Consider the following 16,657-nt stretch of genomic DNA (forward strand, 5'->3'; position numbering starts at 1 on the left):
AAACGCTGTTGCACTATTGCGACGGTCGGCGCAGAATTGCAGCATGGCCGACGGCGACAACACCCGAGAGTTCGATCCCGACATCGTCACCGACTTCCGGGAGCGGATGTCGTACGGCTCCTACCTGGAGCTCGACACGCTGCTCAGCGCGCAGCGACCGGTGAGCCGCCCGGAGCATCACGACGAGCTGCTGTTCATCATCCAGCACCAGACGACGGAGCTGTGGCTGAAGCTGGTGCTCCACGAACTCGAGTCGGCGCGCGACCTTCTGCGCGCCGACGACCTCTCGCCCGCACTCAAGCGCATCGCCCGCGTGAAGCACATCCAGCGCACGCTCACCGAGCAGTGGTCGGTGCTCGCGACGCTCACCCCGACCGAGTACGCGGAGTTCCGCGGCTTCCTCGGCAACTCGTCCGGCTTCCAGTCGTACCAGTACCGCGCCGTCGAGTTCGTGCTCGGCAACAAGAACCGCCGCATGCTGAGCGTCTTCGAGAGCGACCCGGTCGCCCACGCCCTCCTCGCGCAGCTGCTGGATGCGCCCAGCATCTACGACGAGTTCCTGCGCTACCTGGCGCGGGCCGGTTTCGCCGTGCCGACCTCGCTGCTGGAGCGGGACGTCACACAGGCGCACGTCTTCACCCCGGAGCTGGTGCCGGTGTTCCGCGAGATCTACGAGCACGCCAACGACCATTGGCCCGAGTACGAGGCCTGCGAGGAGTTCGTCGACCTGGAGGACAACTTCCAGCTCTGGCGCTTCCGTCACCTGAAGACCGTGCAGCGCACCATCGGCATGAAGACCGGCACCGGCGGGTCGACGGGAGCGGCGTTCCTGCAGAAGGCGCTCGAACTCACGTTCTTCCCCGAGCTCTACGCCGTCCGCACCGAGATCGGAGCGCCCGCATGAGCGAGCAGCCCGCAGACACCCACCCCACACGCCCCCACCCCACAGGCCCCGACCCCATAGGCACCGACGCCTACCTCACGGTCGACGCCGTCTGGAACGGCCACCGCTTCCTCGGCCCCACCACCTTCCGCAGCGACGGCGAGCGCCTCCACCCGGTCGACGACATCCCGTCGCGGGCACCGCACCACCACCTCGGCGGCACACTCTTCCCTCGACTCACCGACCATCACACGCACGTCGGTCTGACCGATCAGCACGCCGTCTTCGCCGGAGGCATCACGCACGCGATCGACCTCGGCTGGGTTCCGGCCGTCGCCGCCGGCTGGCTCGCCGACGACCTCACGCGCCCGGCCGTCGCGATCGTCGGATCGCTGATCACCTGCGAGGGCGGCTACCCGGTCAACGCCGGGTGGGGGCCGCCGGGCTCCTCGACGGAAGTAGGCGGCGAGCGCGAGGCACGGCTTGCGGTTCGGGCGAACATCATGATGGGAGCCTCCCGCATCAAGGTCACGCTCAACACCGAGGCCGGTGAAACTGTGGACGATCACGTTCTCCACAGCATCGTCGCGGAATCCCACGCGCAGGGCGTTCCCGTCACGGTCCACGTGCAGGGTGACGGTCAGACCGCGCGGGCCGTCCGAGCGGGTGCCGACCAGCTCGCCCACGCGCCGTTTACCGAGCGGGTCGACGACGAGCTCATCGCCGAATGCGTCCGCCGCGGCATCGGCTGGGTCAGCACCCTCGACATCCACGGCTGGGGAGATCCCACCGAGCAGCACGGCATCGCGTCGGAGAACCTGGGCCGGTTCGCGCGCGCCGGCGGCCTCGTGCTCTATGGGACCGATCTCGGCAACGGTCCACTCGCCGTCGGCGTGAACGAGCGGGAGCTGCGCGGGATGCTCGACGCGGGCGTCGAGTCCGACGCCCTGATCCGGTCCATCGCCGGCCCGCGCCGCCCCGACGATCACGTCATGCCGACCGTCGGCCCGCGCCTGGCCTGGCTGCCCGCGCCGCCCCCTGCTGAGCCGGACGCCCTCCCCGGCTGGCTTGCCACCGCCCGCGGGCTGACGGCCCGCGCGCTCACCCGAGCGGCGGCCGACGGCACCCTGAGCGCCGACGCTCCCACCGCATCCCCTCTTCCCTCCACCCCCGAGGATCACGCATGACCGACTTCGACATCGCCCTTCCCGCCGCCCTGTCGCCCGATCCGCTGACCGCTGCACGCGCCCTGGACGCGGCCGACCCGCTTGCGACCTTCCGCACGCGCTTCGCCGGCATCGACGACGGCACGAGCACGGTGACCGCCTACTTCGACGGCAACTCGCTCGGCCGCCCGACGCGAGCGAGCATCGAGCGCATCCAGCGCTTCCTCGTCGAGGGGTGGGGCGACCGGCTCATCCGCGGGTGGGACGAGGAGTGGATGGAGCTGCCGTTCGCCATCGGCGACGACCTGGGGCGTGCGGCGCTCGGCGCAGCGCCGGGCCAGACCTTCATCGGCGACTCGACCACCGTCCTCCTCTACAAGCTGGCCCGGGCGGCCGTCGACAGCCTCCCGGAGCGCAGCGAGATCGTGCTCGACACAGACAACTTCCCGACCGACCGCTACCTGCTCGACGGCATCGCGCGTGAGCGCGGCCTGCGCCTGGTGTGGATCGAGGCGGACACCGAGGCGGGGGTGACGCCGGAGCAGGTCGCCGCGGTCGTCGGACCGCAGACCGCCCTCGTCGTGCTCAGCCACGTCGCCTACCGGTCCGGCTTCCTGGCCGAGCTGCACACGATCACGCGCATCGTCCACGACGCGGGCGCGCTGGTGCTGTGGGACCTCTGCCACTCCGCCGGGTCGGTGCCGATCGAGCTCGACGAGGCGGGCGTCGACCTCGCCGTCGGCTGCACGTACAAGTACCTCAACGGTGGCCCCGGATCGCCCGCCTTCGGCTACGTGAACGCGCGGCTCATCCCGCGCCTCGCCCAGCCGATCCAGGGGTGGATGGGCGCCGGCGACGTCTTCCTGATGGGCCCGGAGTACGTGCCGGCCGACAGCATCCGGCGCTTCCTCAGCGGAACACCTCCCATCGTCGGGATGCTCGCGATGCGCGACACCGTCGCGATGATCGAGGAGGCCGGGATCGCCGCGGTTCGGGCCAAGTCGGTCGCACTGACGGAGTTCGCGGTCGCCCTCGCCGACGAGTGGCTGACCCCGCTCGGAGTGACCCTCGCGTCGCCGCGCGACCCGGAGCGCCGCGGCGGTCACATCACGCTCAGCCACCCGGCCATGCGCGAGGTCACGGCACTGCTGTGGCAGCGCGATGTCATCCCCGACTACCGCGATCCGGACGGCCTGCGCGTCGGCCTCTCGCCGCTCAGCACCAGCTTCGAGGAGGTCTGCGCCGGGATGGCCGCGGTGCGCGACGCCCTCGGCGAACTGACCCATGACTGAGCTCGCCACTCGTGTCGTCCGCGACGACCCCGAGGCCGCCAGCGGCAGCGCGACGGCGCTGCTGCGCACCGTGGTGGGCAGCGTCCTGCGCCCGATCGGCGGCTGGATGAGCGCGGCGGGAGCCGTCCGGCTCATGGATGCGCTCGGCGTGCCCGCGGCGACCGCCCGGTCGAGCCTGGCGCGGCTGTGCGCGCGGGGCGTCCTCCGACGGGAGCCCCTGGGCGGCGTCGCCGGGTACGCCCTCGATCCCGCCGCCGTTCCGATGCTGGAGCGCGGAGACGCCCGCATCTTCGGCGAGCGCGTGGAGGCCTCCCGCTGGCTGCTGGTCTCGCTGTCCTTCCCGGAACGGGCCCGGGGTTCGCGCGACCGGTTGCGCCGCCGCCTCGCCGCGCTCGGTTGCGGCACGGTCGCCGACGGCCTGTGGATCGCGCCAGCGGCGCTAGAGGGAGAGCTGGAGGCGGAGCTGACCTCCGCCGTGTCAACCACGTCGGCCGACGTGCACCCCTCCGGTTCGCCGGTCGTGGCGATGTTCGCGGACGCCGCCCCGCGCGGAGACCTCGCCGCCGGTCTCGCCCGCTGGTACGACCTCCCGGCGATCCGCGCCGCGCACGAATCGTTCCTCGCGCGGTTCGGCGATCTGCCGCATCCCCTCGACGACGCCCAGGCGTTCGCCACGTGGATGCGCGCCCTCGACGAGTGGCGCGTGATCCCGTACCGCGATCCCGGGCTCCCTGCGGCAGCACTCGGGCCGGACTGGCCGGGCGCCGCCTCCGCGGAACTGTTCCGTCGGCTGCGCGCGGACCTGGAGGAGCGCGCCGTCTCCCACGCCGCAGCCGTCGCGGCACCGGACCGCATCCCCGTCTCCGCACGGTAGAATCGACGCGAAACCCCCACCCTTTGCGCCCGAGTGAGCGGAGTGTCCCCGTGCCGACGATCGTTGTTGAAGTGATGCCCAAGGCTGAGCTGCTCGACCCGCAGGGGAAGGCGGTCGCTGGAGCGCTCGCCCGCACCGGTCGCGGCGTCGTCAGCGGGGTGCGTGTCGGCAAGCGTTTCGAGCTGACCGTCGACGGCCCCATCGACGACGCGGTCCGCGCGACGGTGCAGGAGATCGCGGACGAGATCCTCTCCAACTCCGTGATCGAAGACGTGGTGGGCATCCACTACCCGGCCGAGGTGGACGCCTGATGCGCATCGGCGTCATCACCTTCCCCGGCTCGCTCGACGACCGCGACGCACTGCGGGCGGTCCGTCTCGCCGGTGCCGAGCCGGTCGCGCTGTGGCACGGCGAGCACGACCTGCAGGGCGTCGACGCCCTCGTGCTGCCGGGCGGCTTCAGCTACGGCGACTACCTGCGCTGCGGTGCCATCGCCTCCCTCTCGCCGATCATGACCGAGGTCGTGGATGCGGCCGAGAAGGGGATGCCCGTGCTGGGCATCTGCAACGGCTTCCAGATGCTGGCAGAGGCGCACCTCGTCGCCGGGGGCCTGATCCGCAACGACCACGGCACCTTCATCCGGCGCGACCAGCACCTCACGGTCGAGAACACGCAGACGCCGTGGACGAACGGGTTCGAGCAGGGCCAGGAGATCGTCATCCCCCTCAAGAACGGCGAGGGCGGCTTCATCGCGTCGGCCGAGGAACTCGCACGACTCGAGGGCGAAGGCCTCGTCGTCTTCCGCTACAAGGACGTCAACCCGAACGGCTCGCTCGACGACATCGCCGGTGTCCGCAACGAGCGCGGCAACGTGGTCGGCCTCATGCCGCACCCGGAGCACGCGGTCGAGCCCGGCTTCGGCCCGGACACCCGCGACGCGATGCGCTCGGGCACGGACGGCCTCACGTTCTTCACTTCCGTCATCCGCTCGGCCCTCGTCGAGGCGTAGCGCCTCACTTCGCCGCGGCCCCCCGCGGACCCTTGGGCGGCATCGCCCGGACCTGATCCAGCGCCACGCCGATCCACTCGCGCAGCCGGTCGGGCTCCGACTTCCATACCTCCGGCATCGCGACGTACCCGCCCAAGGGCCGCTCCGGCGGTCCGTACGGGCCGGCGCCGTCGATCGCCATCAGCTCGTCGCGCACCGCCTGGTCGGGAAGGCGCACCCCGACCTGGTCGCCGAACAGCCCGGCGAACATGTTGCCGTTCACGAACGCGGCCAGGTTGGCGAACATCGGCCGGATGCGCACATCGGGCGCCTCAGGCACCACCGAGCGGAACAGCTCCTCGGTCTCCTTCGACGGGCGCGGAACGTGCATAGCGGCCTCCTCGCGGGACACGATAGCGCCGGGCGCTGCGGCGCGGCCATCCGGCTTACCTCTGCGGAACCGCCGCGCTGCTGCACGGCAAGGTCAGACGCTGTCCGACCAGCGGGCGAAATAGGCGTCCACTTGTTCCTGCGACCGGGTGTCGAGTGTCTGCCATTCTCGTGCCGCCTGTGTTGCGACGGACAGCGCCTCCTCCTCGGACAGCGGGCCCCGATCGTCGTCGACGAGGTCGCTGATGTTCATCCAGATTCGGTAGGCCGCGGGACCGTGGCGGGTCGCCATGAGGTCGCCGAAGCGATGACCGGCGGCCATGAGCACCGAATAGATCCGGTCGGTGCCAGACGCGAGAATCGCGGCGGTCGCGTTCGCCATTGCGTTGTCGAAGTCGAGTTCATCCGACACTGCCACCCTCCGATGCGTCTTCATCGTCGCTCCCGCCTACGGGTCGAACCGGTGCGCCGAGGCATCCTCCGCTGTGCGGTACAGCTCGCCCCGGCCGACGATATCGACATCGGCGGCGCGGAGAGGAGTTTCGCGCTCCGGCGATCCGGTCCTGGGCAGACAGATGTAGGCGAAGAACGGAAAGTGGTCGATGGCCGCCACATCGTCCCCCTGGAACCGGGATGTCAGGATGAAGCGGCGCAGATCTTCGCCCACGTTGAAGTTCTGCCCGACGACCGCGGGATCCAGGTCGACCTCGAGCGCCGATCTGCCGGCGTCGAAGGCGAGCGTCGTGATCACGGTGCATCGTCGCACGGGCTCGAACAGCGAGGAGTCGAGGGAGCTGAGGTAGTAGACGCTCATTCAGATCGTCTCGACCGCGAACCCGGCCCACGTGAGTGCATCGACGGCGAACTGACACACTCCAGCTGAACCGGCTGGAGCATCGGGCGCCACTGAGTTCCGATACAGCACGATGCTCATCGGCAGTGCGAGCATCTCGGAGTCGATCGTGTACGTGTCGCCACCCAGCGTCACGCGCAGACCGGTTCTGCCGAGGATGTGAACGGTCGATCCGGACAGTTCCTCGATGGTGTCGGCCGACAGCATCCGAAACGTCGTCAATGTCCCCCCAAAGCTTCGAGATGTGGCCCAAGCATCACAGGCGCAACGCGTCGGCGTCGAGCTGGTCGGATGCCCAGAGCACGTCATCCCCATCGAGTACCCACACGTCGGTCGAACTCTGCCGCGCAAGCCGCTGGACCCAGGATACGAACACCGTCTCCCAACGACACTCCACCGTGCAGGCGGTGAGTGACGAGAGCGGCGACACAGGCGGACGCCCCACAGTGCGTTCCGGCGTTTCCGGAGGTAGCTGCAACTCCGCCAGCCACTCGTCGGACGTCGTGGCGAACACGGTGAGCATGCGGCCCTCGGCATCGACGAGTTGGGCCATATCCGGAGTGCGGTGACCGCCGTTCTCGGCGAGCAGCGATGCGAACTTGTCGAACAGATCGTTGTCCTCAGAGACGACGGATGCGCTCTTCACCTCGGCTGCTCCCGTTCCGGTCCGCTTTCGTCACGATATGCTCTCGCCCCTCACCTAGATGGCCGCATTCCAACCCTTTCGACCCACGTCCATATTTGCAGCAGTGCGGACCCGCCGAGCCCACTCCGCTGCTGAGTCACTCGTTCTCACCGCTTCATGGCGAAGAGCGCTGGGTTGCCGGATAGGCCAGATAAGGTCAGCGGCCCAGTGTTCGGGATTCGGGAACCGCGACCTCCGTCGTGGACACTTCATAGATGTGAGGGGTATCCGAATCGACGAGCCGGACGTGCTCGAACGCGTGAACGCCGGTGATGCGGATGCGTTCGGGGCACTGTTCGACCTGCACCACGACCGCGTGTTCCGCCAGGCCGTTCGGCTGACCGCGTCCATCCACGACGCGGAGGACGTGACCGCTGTCGTGTTCCTCGAAGCGTGGCGCCGGCGGGATTCGATGCGGGTCGTGAACGGCTCTGTCATCGGCTGGCTGCTGGTGATGACGAACTTCGTCTTCCGCAACTTTGCACGCGCCTCACGCCGCTACCGGGACGGCCTGCAGCAGCTGCCACCCCCGGAGCACTCGCCCGATCATGCGACCGCCGTGGACGACCGCATCGACCGGGATGCGCGCCGAGCCGCGTTGCGTACGGCGCTCGCGACGCTGCCGAGACGCGACCAGGACATCCTGACGCTCTGCGTGCTCGAAGAACTCAGCACGGCCGAAGCGGCAGAGGCGCTGGGGATCGCGCCCGGAACCGTGAAGTCGCGCCTGTCCCGCGCCAAGTCCCGACTCGCAGAACTGATGAACGGAGGAGAGCGATGAGCGACGAGCCCACCTTCGACCCGCGACGCAAGGCGGCGATCCGCGAACTGGTGGTCGACAACGCGGCCGCCCACCCCGGACGCGCGGGCGGCCGCAAGCGCACTGCGCTGGTGGCGACGCTGGTTGTGCTCGCCCTGACCATCTCCGGCGGCTCGGTCGCCTATGCGCTCGGCACCGGCCTCATCGACCTGACGCCCGCAGCGGCGCCCAGCCCGACGCCGACCGTAACGCCGACGCCGACTCCCACGCCGACGCCGACCTCGACCCCCATCCCAGCCGTCCCGGTGCAGGACCCGGCCGACCCGTCGACCTGGGTCATCGGATTCGATGGGGTCGGGCCGTTCAAGCTGGAGGCGCCCTTCGACGCTCAGCGAGCAGTCGCTCCGACTCTGAAGGACGTCACAGAGCAGATCTGCTCCGCGAGCTATCTGGATCTCGAGGCAACCAGCGATCTCGTCGTCCGAATTGCGGGCTCGCAAGACGGAGGACAACGAACCGCTGCCATCGTGCTCGGGATCTCCCAGCCGCAGCTGCCGCAATCACAGGCCGACTCCCCCAAGACAAGCTCCGGCATCGGACTGGGCTCGACCCTGGACGAACTGGAGGCGGCCTATCCCGCCCTCACCAACACGATCACCGTGCGCGGCCTGCCGCAGTACGCAATCACGAACGGGCACGGCTCATGGATCGTATTCAGTATCGCTGGCGGCATGGTCGTAGATATCCAGATCGCCGATGCGGCCGACCTTCCCGTCGAGAACGAGAGCGTTCAGACCATTCCCTACGAGCGCTGCCCGGCCTGACCGTCTCCACAGCCCGGTAGACTGGAGCACATCCCCGCCCAGCCCCGCCCAGCCTGGAGTGCCCGCGTGACCGACACCGCCACCGCCCACGTCGTCGACACTGTCGCGAACGCGATCGAGACCCCGGAGCGGGAGCAGCCGTTCGCGGCGCTCGGGCTCAAGGAGGACGAGTACGCCCGCATCCGCGAGATCCTCGGCCGCCGCCCCACCAGCGGCGAGCTGGCGATGTACTCGGTGATGTGGTCGGAGCACTGCTCCTACAAGTCGTCGAAGATCTACCTGCGGCAGTTCGGCCAGAAGGTCAGCCCGGCGATGAAGAAGAACCTCATGGTCGGCATGGGCGAGAACGCCGGCGTCGTGGATGTCGGCGAGGGCTGGGCGGTCACCTTCAAGGTGGAGTCGCACAACCACCCCTCCTACATCGAGCCGTTCCAGGGCGCCGCGACCGGCGTCGGCGGCATCGTGCGCGACATCATCTCGATGGGCGCGCGCCCGGTCGCCGTGATGGACCAGCTGCGCTTCGGCGCCATCGACAACCCGGACACCGCGCGCGTCGTGCACGGCGTCGTCTCCGGCATCTCCTTCTACGGCAACTGCCTCGGCCTGCCGAACATCGGCGGCGAGACCTACTTCGACCCGGTGTACCAGGGCAACCCGTTGGTCAACGCCCTCTCGGTCGGCGTGCTCCGCCACGAGGACCTGCACCTGGCGAACGCGTCCGGCGCGGGCAACAAGGTCGTGCTGTTCGGTGCGCGCACCGGCGGCGACGGGATCGGCGGGGCCAGCATCCTCGCGTCCGACACGTTCTCCGCGGGCGGCCCGACCAAGCGTCCGGCCGTGCAGGTCGGCGACCCGTTCGCCGAGAAGATGCTCATCGAGTGCTGCCTGGAGCTGTTCCGCGACAAGCTGGTCGAGGGCATCCAGGATCTGGGCGCCGCCGGCATCTCCTGCGCGACCAGCGAGCTCGCCTCCAACGGCGACGGCGGGATGTTCATCGAGCTCGACAAGGTGCTCCTGCGCGACCCGAGCCTCACCGCTGAGGAGATCCTCATGTCGGAGAGCCAGGAGCGCATGATGGCCGTCGTCAAGCCGGAGCTGCTCGACGCCTTCCTCGCCGTCACCGCCAAGTGGGATGTCGAGACCAGCGTGCTGGGCGAGGTCACCGAGACCGGCCGCCTCGTCATCAACTGGAACGGCGAGGAGATCGTCAACGTCGACCCGCGAACCGTCGCGGTCGACGGCCCGGTGTACGAGCGTCCTGTCGCCTACCCGACCTGGATCGACGCCCTGCAAGACGACTCGGCCTCCGTGCTCGCCCGCCCGACGACCGGCGACGAGCTGCGCGAGCAGACGCTCGCCCTCCTCGGCAGCGCCAACCTCGCCGACAAGGGCTGGGTCACCGACCAGTACGACTACTTCGTCGGCGGCAACACTGCGCTGGCCTTCCCGGACGACGCGGGCATGATCCGCGTCGACGAGGAGTCGGGCCTCGGCTTCGCCATCGCGACCGACGCCAACGGCCGCTACTGCCAGCTCGACCCGAAGCAGGGCGCCAAGCTGGCGCTGGCCGAGGCGTACCGCAACGTCGCCGCCTCCGGCGCGGTGCCGGTCGCGGTGACCGACTGCCTCAACTTCGGCAGCCCGGAGAACCCCGAGGTCATGTGGCAGTTCTCGCAGGCCGTCGAAGGACTCTCGGACGCCTGCCTGGAGCTCGAGATCCCGGTCACCGGCGGCAACGTCTCCTTCTACAACCAGACCGGCGACACCCCGATCTTCCCGACCCCCGTGGTCGGAGTGCTCGGCGTGATCGACGACGTCGCCCGCCGCATCCCGAGCGGCTGGCAGGACGAGGGCGAGAACATCTACCTCCTCGGCATCACCCGCGAGGAGCTGGACGGCTCGGCCTGGGCCGGCACCATCCACGGCCACCTCGGCGGACACCCGCCGGCGGTCGACCTCGACGCCGAGCGCTCGCTCGCCGAGGCGCTGCACGCGGCCTCGCTGGAGGGTCTGGTCTCGTCCGCGCACGACCTCGCCGACGGCGGCCTGGCGCAGGCCCTCGCCGAGAGCGTCATCCGCTTCGGCGTCGGCGCCCGCGTCTGGCTCACCGAGATCGAGGAGCGCGACGGGGTGGATGCGGCGACCGCGCTCTTCTCGGAGTCGACCGCGCGCGTCCTGGTCACCGTCCCACGCGAGGACGACGTGAAGTTCCGCGGCCTGTGCGCCGGCCGCGGCATCCCCGCGCTCCGCATCGGCGTGACGGACGCCGAGGTCGGCGCCCAGCCCGTGCTCGAGGTGCAGGACCTCTTCACGATCGGCCTGGAGGAGCTCCGCGGCGTCCACCGCTCCACGCTCCCCGAGCACTTCGGCCCGACGGTCGCGTAACTCCCCCGCCTCCCGCGCCACCTCCCCAGCCATCCGCTCCGGAGTTTTTCGCCCCCGACACGCGGTCGGAGGCCGAAAAACTCAGGAGCCGGCGGTGGGGGTCGCTACGGTGAGGGCATGACCCGTGCCCGCGCCGACGAGCTGCCGACGCCTCCACTGCTCTCGCGGCGCGCCCGCCGCGTCGTGTCCGTCACCGCCATCGTGCTGCTGTGCCTGCTCATCCTCGCCAGCCTCGCGTCGTCGTCCCCATGGCCGTCCGCCCTGGTGATCCGCAGCGTCTTCGAGAGGGGCGCCGCCGAGACGGTCGCCGAAATGAAGCCGTTCGTGCCGACCACCGGTGTGACGGCGCAGACCGGGCTCCGCTACGCGCCGGGATCGCCCGACACGACGTTCGACGTCTTCCGCCCCGACAGCGCGACGGACCCGCTCCCGACCGTCGTCTGGATCCACGGCGGCGCCTGGATCTCGGGCGTCAGCTCCGACGTCGACCCCTACCTGCGCATCCTGGCCGACCAGGGGTTCACGACCGTCGGCCTCAACTACACCGTCGGGCCCGAGGCGACCTACCCGACCGCCGTGCGCCAGCTCAACGACGCGCTCGCGTACCTCGACGCGCACGCCGAGACGCTCGGCATCGACCCGAGTCACATCATCCTCGCCGGCGACTCGGCCGGGTCGCAGCTCGCCAGCCAGCTCGCCGTCCTGACCACCAGCCCCGAGTACGCGAACCTCATGGGGATCGCACCCGCACTCCAGCCGGACCAGCTGTCGGCCGTCGTGCTCAACTGCGGCGTCTATGACCTCGACGCGCTCGCCAGCCTGACCGGGATCGACGGCTGGGGCTTCAAGACCGCCCTGTGGTCGTACAGCGGCACGAAGGACTGGTCGCAGACCTACGTCGGATCGACCATGTCGACCATCCAGCACGTCACCTCCGCCTTCCCGCCGACCTACATCTCCGGCGGGAACGGCGACGGACTCACCTGGACGCAGTCCGTCCCGATGGCCGCCGCCCTCCGGGCGAAGGGTGTGGACGTGACCGAGCTGTTCTGGCCCGCCGACCACGAGCCCGCGCTGCCGCACGAGTACCAGTTCCATCTGAAGTTCGCGGAGGCGCACACGGCGCTGGATGCGACGATCGCCTTCCTCCGCGCCCACAGCTAACGCGCCGCGGCCTCCTGGGCGGCCAGCTCGGCCTGACGCCGGGTGAACAGCCGGACGCGCTGCTGGGTGAGCAGGATGCCCGCGAACACGATCACGGCGCCCACCGGTTCGTTCCACGTCAGGTGTTCGCCGAGGACGAGGATGCCGAGGGCCACGCCGACCACCGGCGTCACGTAGGTGACACCCGACGTCGCGGTCGGACCCCACGCGCGCAGCACGTTCATGTTCCAGATGTAGACGACGCCCGTCCCGAGGGCCCCGAGCGCCAGCAGGGAGAGCAGCACCGGCCAGCTGAACGTGATCGGGTGCCACGCCACCACGGGCGTCAGAAGGATCATGATGACCGCCGCCAACCCGATGTTCATGAATGCGCTCGTCGTCGCGGACACCGCTCGCGGGCTGATGAACTTGCGGATGTAGCCGAAGCTGAACCCGTAGCACGTGACCGCCCCGAGGCAAGCGAGCTGGCCCCAGAGGCTGCCGGCCAGCGCGTCCACCGCCCAGGGCCCGACCACCACGACGACACCGACGACACCGATCAGCACGCCGAGCACCTGGTCGCGGTTGAGCTTCTCGACCCGGAACGCGGCGGTGACGAGGATCGCCGTCGTGATCGGCGTGACGGCGTTGTAGATGCTCGCGAGGCTGGACGAGACGTACTGCTCGGCCCAGGCGAACAGGAGGAACGGGATGACGCAGTAGGTGACCGCGACGACCGCGAAGTGCACCCAGACGATCGGCTCGCGCGGCAACCGCACGCGCATGATCAGCGCGATGACGCCCAGAGTCAGTGCCCCGAACACGAGCCGCGCCCACGCGACCTGCCCGAAGCTCACGCCCTCGAGCGCCACCTTCATGAAGAGGAAGCTGGCGCCCCACACGAGACCCATGGCGACGAACTGCAGAGCGACCTTCACCCTGTCGACGCTAGCGGGTGCCGCCGACCCGGCGCGCGCGGGAATCGGACACGGATGGATGAGATCCGGCCAGCCGGTATTTGGTAGCGTTCCCCGAGGGGGGAACCATGTACAGAACGAACAGGCGCGTCCGCACCGCTGCGGCCGCGGGGATGCTTGTCGCGCTCGCCATCGCACTGTCCGGCTGCGCGCTCTTCGACGGAGGCGCGCACGCGAAGCCGGTGGCGCGGCACACGACGGCGAAGCCGAAGCCGACGCACTCCGCGTCGCCGACGCCGACGCCCAGCGCGACGCCGACGCCGACGACACCGCCGCCTCCGCCACCGACACTCACTCCGGTCCCGTCGGGCACCACCGTCGCCGAGGCGAGTGTCGCGTCGCCCAAGGGCAGCATCCACTTCCACTACCGGATCGTGTCGAACGGCGACAACACGTACTCGATCCAATACAGCGGCTTCACCTCGAGCGTCCCGGTACCTGTCTCTGTCACGTTGATCGACGTTCCGCCGCAGGTCGGGGACGGCCTCACCTGGCATGGCGTCGCCGACCACGCCCTCGGCGGACCCACGGCCGGCGCGGCCGCCGCCTCGACGGTCCCGCTGGGCTACATCGGCAACCCGTCGTACCTCGGCGCCCTGGTGACCTACTCGTCCGTCGCGTCGCCCGACGGCGTGCCCGTCGAGCTCGGCCCGGACAAGGTGCTCGCGGTGAACACGGTCCGCTGGTCGATCCCCGAGCGGGCGACCAACGTCCATCCCGTCGACGGCGGTGCGCGTGCGGGTGCGGCAGGCAGTGTCCCGGAGACGACCTCCTCCGGCGCTCCCGCGCGCTATGTCGTGGCGGCCGGGGACACGTTCGACGGCGTCGCGCAGCGGTTCGGCATCACGTCGCAGGACCTGCTCTGGCTGAACCCGAGCGGTCGCGCGTACGACGGCAGCCTCAACCTGCTCGAGAATCAGTCGCTGAACCTCGATCCTCAAGCCCTCTGACCTGCGGTTTCACACCGCCGGCCTACCCCCATGCGACCGCGCGCGCCAGGATGGGAATACCTCGCCCCCTGTCGCGTTGTATGCGTTTGCATAGAAACGGCGAGAACAAACCTGAGGAGCCAGTCATGCAGTACGGAATCTTCTCCGTCAGCGACATCACCCGCGACCCCGTGTCCGGTGAGACGCCGAGCGAGGCGGAGCGCATCGACGCGATCGTGAAGATCGCGAAGCACGCGGAGGAGGTCGGGCTGGACGTCTTCGCCATCGGCGAGCACCACAACCCGCCGTTCTTCTCCTCGTCGCCCACCACCCTGCTGGCCCACATCGCCGCTCTCACCGAGCGGCTCACGGTCACCACATCCACCACCCTCATCACCACGAACGACCCGGTGCGCATCGCCGAGGAGTACGCGATGCTCCAGCACCTGTCGAAGGGCCGCATGGACCTCATGGTCGGGCGCGGGAACACCGGCCCGGTGTACCCGTGGTTCGGCCAGGACATCCGCCAGAGCCTTCCGCTCGCGCTCGAGAACTACAACCTCCTGCACCGCCTGTGGCGCGAGGACGTCGTCGACTGGGAGGGACGCTTCCGCACGCCGCTGCAGGGCTTCACCTCCACGCCGCGCCCCCTCGACGACGTGCCGCCGTTCGTCTGGCACGCCAGCATCCGCACCCCCGAGATCGCCGAGCAGGCCGCGTTCTACGGCAACGGGTTCTTCGCCAACAACATCTTCTGGCCGAAGGAGCACTTCCAGCGTCTGATCGCGTTCTACCGTGAGCGCTTCGAGCACTACGGCCACGGAACCGCGAAGGAGGCGATCGTCGGACTCGGCGGCCAGGCCTTCATCGCGAAGAACTCGCAGGACGCGAAGAACCAGTTCCGCCCCTACTTCAACGAGGCCCCGGTCTACGGCAACGGGCCGACGATGGAGGAGTTCACGGATGCGACCCCGCTGACCGTCGGCAGCCCGCAGGAGGTCATCGACAAGACGCTGACGTTCCGCGAGTGGGCGGGCGACTACCAGCGCCAGCTGTTCCTGATGGACCACGCCGGCCTGCCGCTCAAGACGGTCCTCGAGCAGCTGGACCTGCTCGGCGAGCACGTCATCCCCGTCCTCCGCAAGGAGACCGAGGCGCGCAAGGATCCTGAGACGCCGGACGCCCCCACCCACGCGTCCCTCGTGAAGGCGAAGTACGGCGACGCGGACCCGCGCCAGCCGCGCCCGAACGCGAACCGCGGCGACAACGTCACCGGCGCGTCCCCCTACCAGGACACCGACGAGCAGGTCGAGGTGAGCTACCCGGCGCTCTGACGCCCGGCGGCATCCACCGACCATCGATCGAGACAAGGACAGACCATGAACACATCAGACCTGCGGCCGTTCCGCGTCGTCGTGGTGAACGCGGGCGTCAGCGACCCGTCGTCCACCAAGATGCTCGCCGACCGCCTCGCCCTGCGCGTGGAGGCGGCCGCCCAGCGCGACGGACGCACGGTCGAGACGCTCAACCTCGACCTGCGCGAGCTCCTGCCGGAGCTGGGCGCCGCCCTGGCGTCCGGGCACCTGGGGCCGAAGTTCACCAAGGCGATCGAGGCGCTGAAGTCGGCCGACGGCATCATCGCGACCGCCCCGGTGTACAAGGCGGGACCGAGCGGGCTGTTCACCTCGTTCTTCCAGGTGCTCGACAACGACCTGCTGATCGCCAAGCCGGTCGTGCTCGGCGCGACCGCGGGCACCGCCCGCCACGCGCTCGTCGTCGACGGCGAGATGCGGTCGCTGTTCGCGTTCCTCCGGACCATGACGACGCCGACTTCGGTGTTCGCATCGACCGAGGACTGGCAGGACAAGGCCCTCGGCAAGCGCATCGACCGCGCCGCCCGCGAACTGGTCGTGCTCATGGAGTCCGAGGTCGAGTCCAAGATCACGGACACGTCGTGGGACAGCTACCAGCACGAGTTCGGCTCGGCCGGCGGAAACGAGCTGGGCATCGACCTCGGCTCCGACCTCATGCGCCTCGCCGCGGGCGGAACGCTGCCCACCACCCGCTGACCGGCGACCGGCAGGCGCTCGCCCTCGCGGGCGGGCGCCTGTTCGCGTTCCAGCGCCGGGCGAGCCAGTAGGCGAGGTAGGCGCACGGCCATCCTGCGCACCGAGTTTCGGCTGCTGTGCCAAGCCGCCCGCTGCTGGCCGTGCGGAGGAACTATCGACTACCTGCTGCGCGACGGCTACGGCGCCTTCGAGCCGGACCACTACTTCCCCGTCAGCATCCACCCGCAGTACGGGGAATCTCCCGCGAACTTCCGCCCGTGCCACCGCAGCTGCAATCGCAGCCGGGGAGATGCGCACCACAGGCCGGCCTCGGCACCAGCTCGCGCGCATGCTAGTAGAAACAGCACAGCCCCCCGGACAACGTGTCCAGGGGACTGGCTGCGCGGTGACGGGCGGTCAGTCGAGACGCCGGTATCGCCCAACCCTGTACTTCTTATCG

Annotated in this window: 19 protein-coding genes; 13 read left to right on the top strand and 6 right to left on the bottom strand. The window is 69.7% G+C overall.

All coding sequences use genetic code 11. The features are described 5' to 3' along the window. The first annotated feature begins 43 nt into the window (after positions 1 to 43). Genes kynA through purQ form a run of 6 tightly spaced genes read left to right on the top strand, consistent with a single transcriptional unit; the run spans position 44 to position 5,224 of the window. Entirely contained in the window at positions 44 to 904 is an 861-nt protein-coding gene (gene kynA / locus ABIC47_RS03855) for a tryptophan 2,3-dioxygenase (protein ID WP_018192360.1), read from the top strand. Continuing rightward, complete coding sequence (locus tag ABIC47_RS03860) at positions 901 to 2,070, top strand: amidohydrolase family protein (RefSeq protein WP_354477348.1); 1,170 nt, start codon at positions 901 to 903, stop codon at positions 2,068 to 2,070. The genes kynA and ABIC47_RS03860 overlap by 4 nt, the downstream gene beginning before the upstream one ends. Next, complete coding sequence (locus ABIC47_RS03865) at positions 2,067 to 3,341, top strand: kynureninase (RefSeq protein ID WP_354477351.1); 1,275 nt, start codon at positions 2,067 to 2,069, stop codon at positions 3,339 to 3,341. Before ABIC47_RS03860 ends, ABIC47_RS03865 begins: the two co-directional genes overlap by 4 nt. After that, positions 3,334 to 4,215, top strand: coding sequence for a PaaX family transcriptional regulator (locus tag ABIC47_RS03870; RefSeq protein ID WP_354477354.1), 882 nt, complete (start codon positions 3,334 to 3,336; stop codon positions 4,213 to 4,215). The genes ABIC47_RS03865 and ABIC47_RS03870 overlap by 8 nt, the downstream gene beginning before the upstream one ends. 50 nt (positions 4,216 to 4,265) lie before the next feature. Then, the gene (gene purS / locus ABIC47_RS03875) at positions 4,266 to 4,526 is read left to right on the top strand and encodes a phosphoribosylformylglycinamidine synthase subunit PurS (protein ID WP_029042938.1); all 261 of its coding nucleotides are present in this window, start codon (positions 4,266 to 4,268) and stop codon (positions 4,524 to 4,526) included. Then, positions 4,526 to 5,224: a phosphoribosylformylglycinamidine synthase subunit PurQ gene (gene purQ / locus ABIC47_RS03880; RefSeq protein WP_354477357.1), complete on the top strand. Its 699-nt coding sequence runs from the start codon at positions 4,526 to 4,528 to the stop codon at positions 5,222 to 5,224. Before purS ends, purQ begins: the two co-directional genes overlap by 1 nt. Positions 5,225 to 5,228: 4 nt before the next feature. Here purQ and ABIC47_RS03885 read toward each other — a convergent pair whose 3' ends face one another. The 5 genes from ABIC47_RS03885 to ABIC47_RS03905 form a co-directional block, all read right to left on the bottom strand. Then, positions 5,229 to 5,594 carry a TfoX/Sxy family protein gene (locus ABIC47_RS03885; protein WP_354477360.1) on the bottom strand — a complete coding sequence of 122 codons (366 nt, stop codon included), beginning with the start codon at positions 5,592 to 5,594 and terminating at the stop codon, positions 5,229 to 5,231. A 93-nt stretch (positions 5,595 to 5,687) separates the two neighbouring features. After that, a complete protein-coding gene (locus ABIC47_RS03890) occupies positions 5,688 to 6,005 on the bottom strand; it encodes a hypothetical protein (protein WP_089878180.1) in 318 nt (105 codons plus the stop codon). A gap of 36 nt (positions 6,006 to 6,041) precedes the next feature. Then, positions 6,042 to 6,407, bottom strand: coding sequence for a hypothetical protein (locus ABIC47_RS03895; RefSeq protein WP_354477363.1), 366 nt, complete (start codon positions 6,405 to 6,407; stop codon positions 6,042 to 6,044). After that, positions 6,408 to 6,653 (bottom strand): hypothetical protein, encoded by a 246-nt coding sequence (locus tag ABIC47_RS03900; RefSeq protein WP_089878186.1) that lies wholly within the window; start codon positions 6,651 to 6,653, stop codon positions 6,408 to 6,410. 49 nt (positions 6,654 to 6,702) lie between these two features. Further along, on the bottom strand, positions 6,703 to 7,092 hold the full coding sequence (locus ABIC47_RS03905) for a hypothetical protein (protein WP_354477366.1): 390 nt from the start codon (positions 7,090 to 7,092) through the stop codon (positions 6,703 to 6,705). 256 nt (positions 7,093 to 7,348) lie between these two features. Here ABIC47_RS03905 and ABIC47_RS03910 point away from each other — a divergent pair, with 256 nt between their 5' ends. From ABIC47_RS03910 to ABIC47_RS03925, 4 genes are all read left to right on the top strand, one after another. Then, on the top strand, positions 7,349 to 7,912 hold the full coding sequence (locus ABIC47_RS03910; protein ID WP_354477368.1) for an RNA polymerase sigma factor: 564 nt from the start codon (positions 7,349 to 7,351) through the stop codon (positions 7,910 to 7,912). Further along, complete coding sequence (locus ABIC47_RS03915; protein ID WP_354477371.1) at positions 7,909 to 8,715, top strand: hypothetical protein; 807 nt, start codon at positions 7,909 to 7,911, stop codon at positions 8,713 to 8,715. The genes ABIC47_RS03910 and ABIC47_RS03915 overlap by 4 nt, the downstream gene beginning before the upstream one ends. A 66-nt stretch (positions 8,716 to 8,781) precedes the next feature. Further along, entirely contained in the window at positions 8,782 to 11,100 is a 2,319-nt protein-coding gene (gene purL, locus ABIC47_RS03920; protein WP_354477374.1) for a phosphoribosylformylglycinamidine synthase subunit PurL, read from the top strand. Between the two features lie 117 nt (positions 11,101 to 11,217). After that, positions 11,218 to 12,264, top strand: a complete 1,047-nt coding sequence (locus tag ABIC47_RS03925) for an alpha/beta hydrolase (protein WP_354477377.1) — start codon at positions 11,218 to 11,220, stop codon at positions 12,262 to 12,264. Here ABIC47_RS03925 and ABIC47_RS03930 read toward each other — a convergent pair. Beyond that, positions 12,261 to 13,181: a DMT family transporter gene (locus tag ABIC47_RS03930; protein WP_354477380.1), complete on the bottom strand. Its 921-nt coding sequence runs from the start codon at positions 13,179 to 13,181 to the stop codon at positions 12,261 to 12,263. The genes ABIC47_RS03925 and ABIC47_RS03930 overlap by 4 nt on opposite strands. 107 nt (positions 13,182 to 13,288) lie before the next feature. Here ABIC47_RS03930 and ABIC47_RS03935 point away from each other — a divergent pair, with 107 nt between their 5' ends. From ABIC47_RS03935 to ABIC47_RS03945, 3 genes are all read left to right on the top strand, one after another. Beyond that, positions 13,289 to 14,170: a LysM peptidoglycan-binding domain-containing protein gene (locus tag ABIC47_RS03935; RefSeq protein WP_354477383.1), complete on the top strand. Its 882-nt coding sequence runs from the start codon at positions 13,289 to 13,291 to the stop codon at positions 14,168 to 14,170. 125 nt (positions 14,171 to 14,295) lie between these two features. After that, positions 14,296 to 15,483 (top strand): LLM class flavin-dependent oxidoreductase, encoded by a 1,188-nt coding sequence (locus ABIC47_RS03940; RefSeq protein WP_018192380.1) that lies wholly within the window; start codon positions 14,296 to 14,298, stop codon positions 15,481 to 15,483. Positions 15,484 to 15,528: 45 nt separating this feature from the next. Continuing rightward, complete coding sequence (locus ABIC47_RS03945) at positions 15,529 to 16,218, top strand: CE1759 family FMN reductase (protein WP_354477386.1); 690 nt, start codon at positions 15,529 to 15,531, stop codon at positions 16,216 to 16,218. Positions 16,219 to 16,657 lie beyond the last annotated feature (439 nt).

This window comes from Leifsonia sp. 563 (assembly GCF_040545055.1).
Classification (GTDB): Bacteria; Actinomycetota; Actinomycetes; order Actinomycetales; family Microbacteriaceae; genus Leifsonia.

Bases quoted from the DNA above. Each gene is read 5' to 3' on its own strand.
- ABIC47_RS03865 (WP_354477351.1), top strand. From the start codon at position 2,067: ATGACCGACTTCGACATCGCCCTTCCCGCCGCCCTGTCGCCCGATCCG.
- ABIC47_RS03900 (WP_089878186.1), bottom strand. From the start codon at position 6,653: ATGCTGTCGGCCGACACCATCGAGGAACTGTCCGGATCGACCGTTCAC.
- ABIC47_RS03870 (WP_354477354.1), top strand. From the start codon at position 3,334: ATGACTGAGCTCGCCACTCGTGTCGTCCGCGACGACCCCGAGGCCGCC.
- ABIC47_RS03860 (WP_354477348.1), top strand. From the start codon at position 901: ATGAGCGAGCAGCCCGCAGACACCCACCCCACACGCCCCCACCCCACA.
- purQ (WP_354477357.1), top strand. From the start codon at position 4,526: ATGCGCATCGGCGTCATCACCTTCCCCGGCTCGCTCGACGACCGCGAC.
- ABIC47_RS03940 (WP_018192380.1), top strand. From the start codon at position 14,296: ATGCAGTACGGAATCTTCTCCGTCAGCGACATCACCCGCGACCCCGTG.
- ABIC47_RS03885 (WP_354477360.1), bottom strand. From the start codon at position 5,594: ATGCACGTTCCGCGCCCGTCGAAGGAGACCGAGGAGCTGTTCCGCTCG.
- ABIC47_RS03935 (WP_354477383.1), top strand. From the start codon at position 13,289: ATGTACAGAACGAACAGGCGCGTCCGCACCGCTGCGGCCGCGGGGATG.
- ABIC47_RS03925 (WP_354477377.1), top strand. From the start codon at position 11,218: ATGACCCGTGCCCGCGCCGACGAGCTGCCGACGCCTCCACTGCTCTCG.
- ABIC47_RS03915 (WP_354477371.1), top strand. From the start codon at position 7,909: ATGAGCGACGAGCCCACCTTCGACCCGCGACGCAAGGCGGCGATCCGC.
- ABIC47_RS03945 (WP_354477386.1), top strand. From the start codon at position 15,529: ATGAACACATCAGACCTGCGGCCGTTCCGCGTCGTCGTGGTGAACGCG.
- kynA (WP_018192360.1), top strand. From the start codon at position 44: ATGGCCGACGGCGACAACACCCGAGAGTTCGATCCCGACATCGTCACC.
- ABIC47_RS03895 (WP_354477363.1), bottom strand. From the start codon at position 6,407: ATGAGCGTCTACTACCTCAGCTCCCTCGACTCCTCGCTGTTCGAGCCC.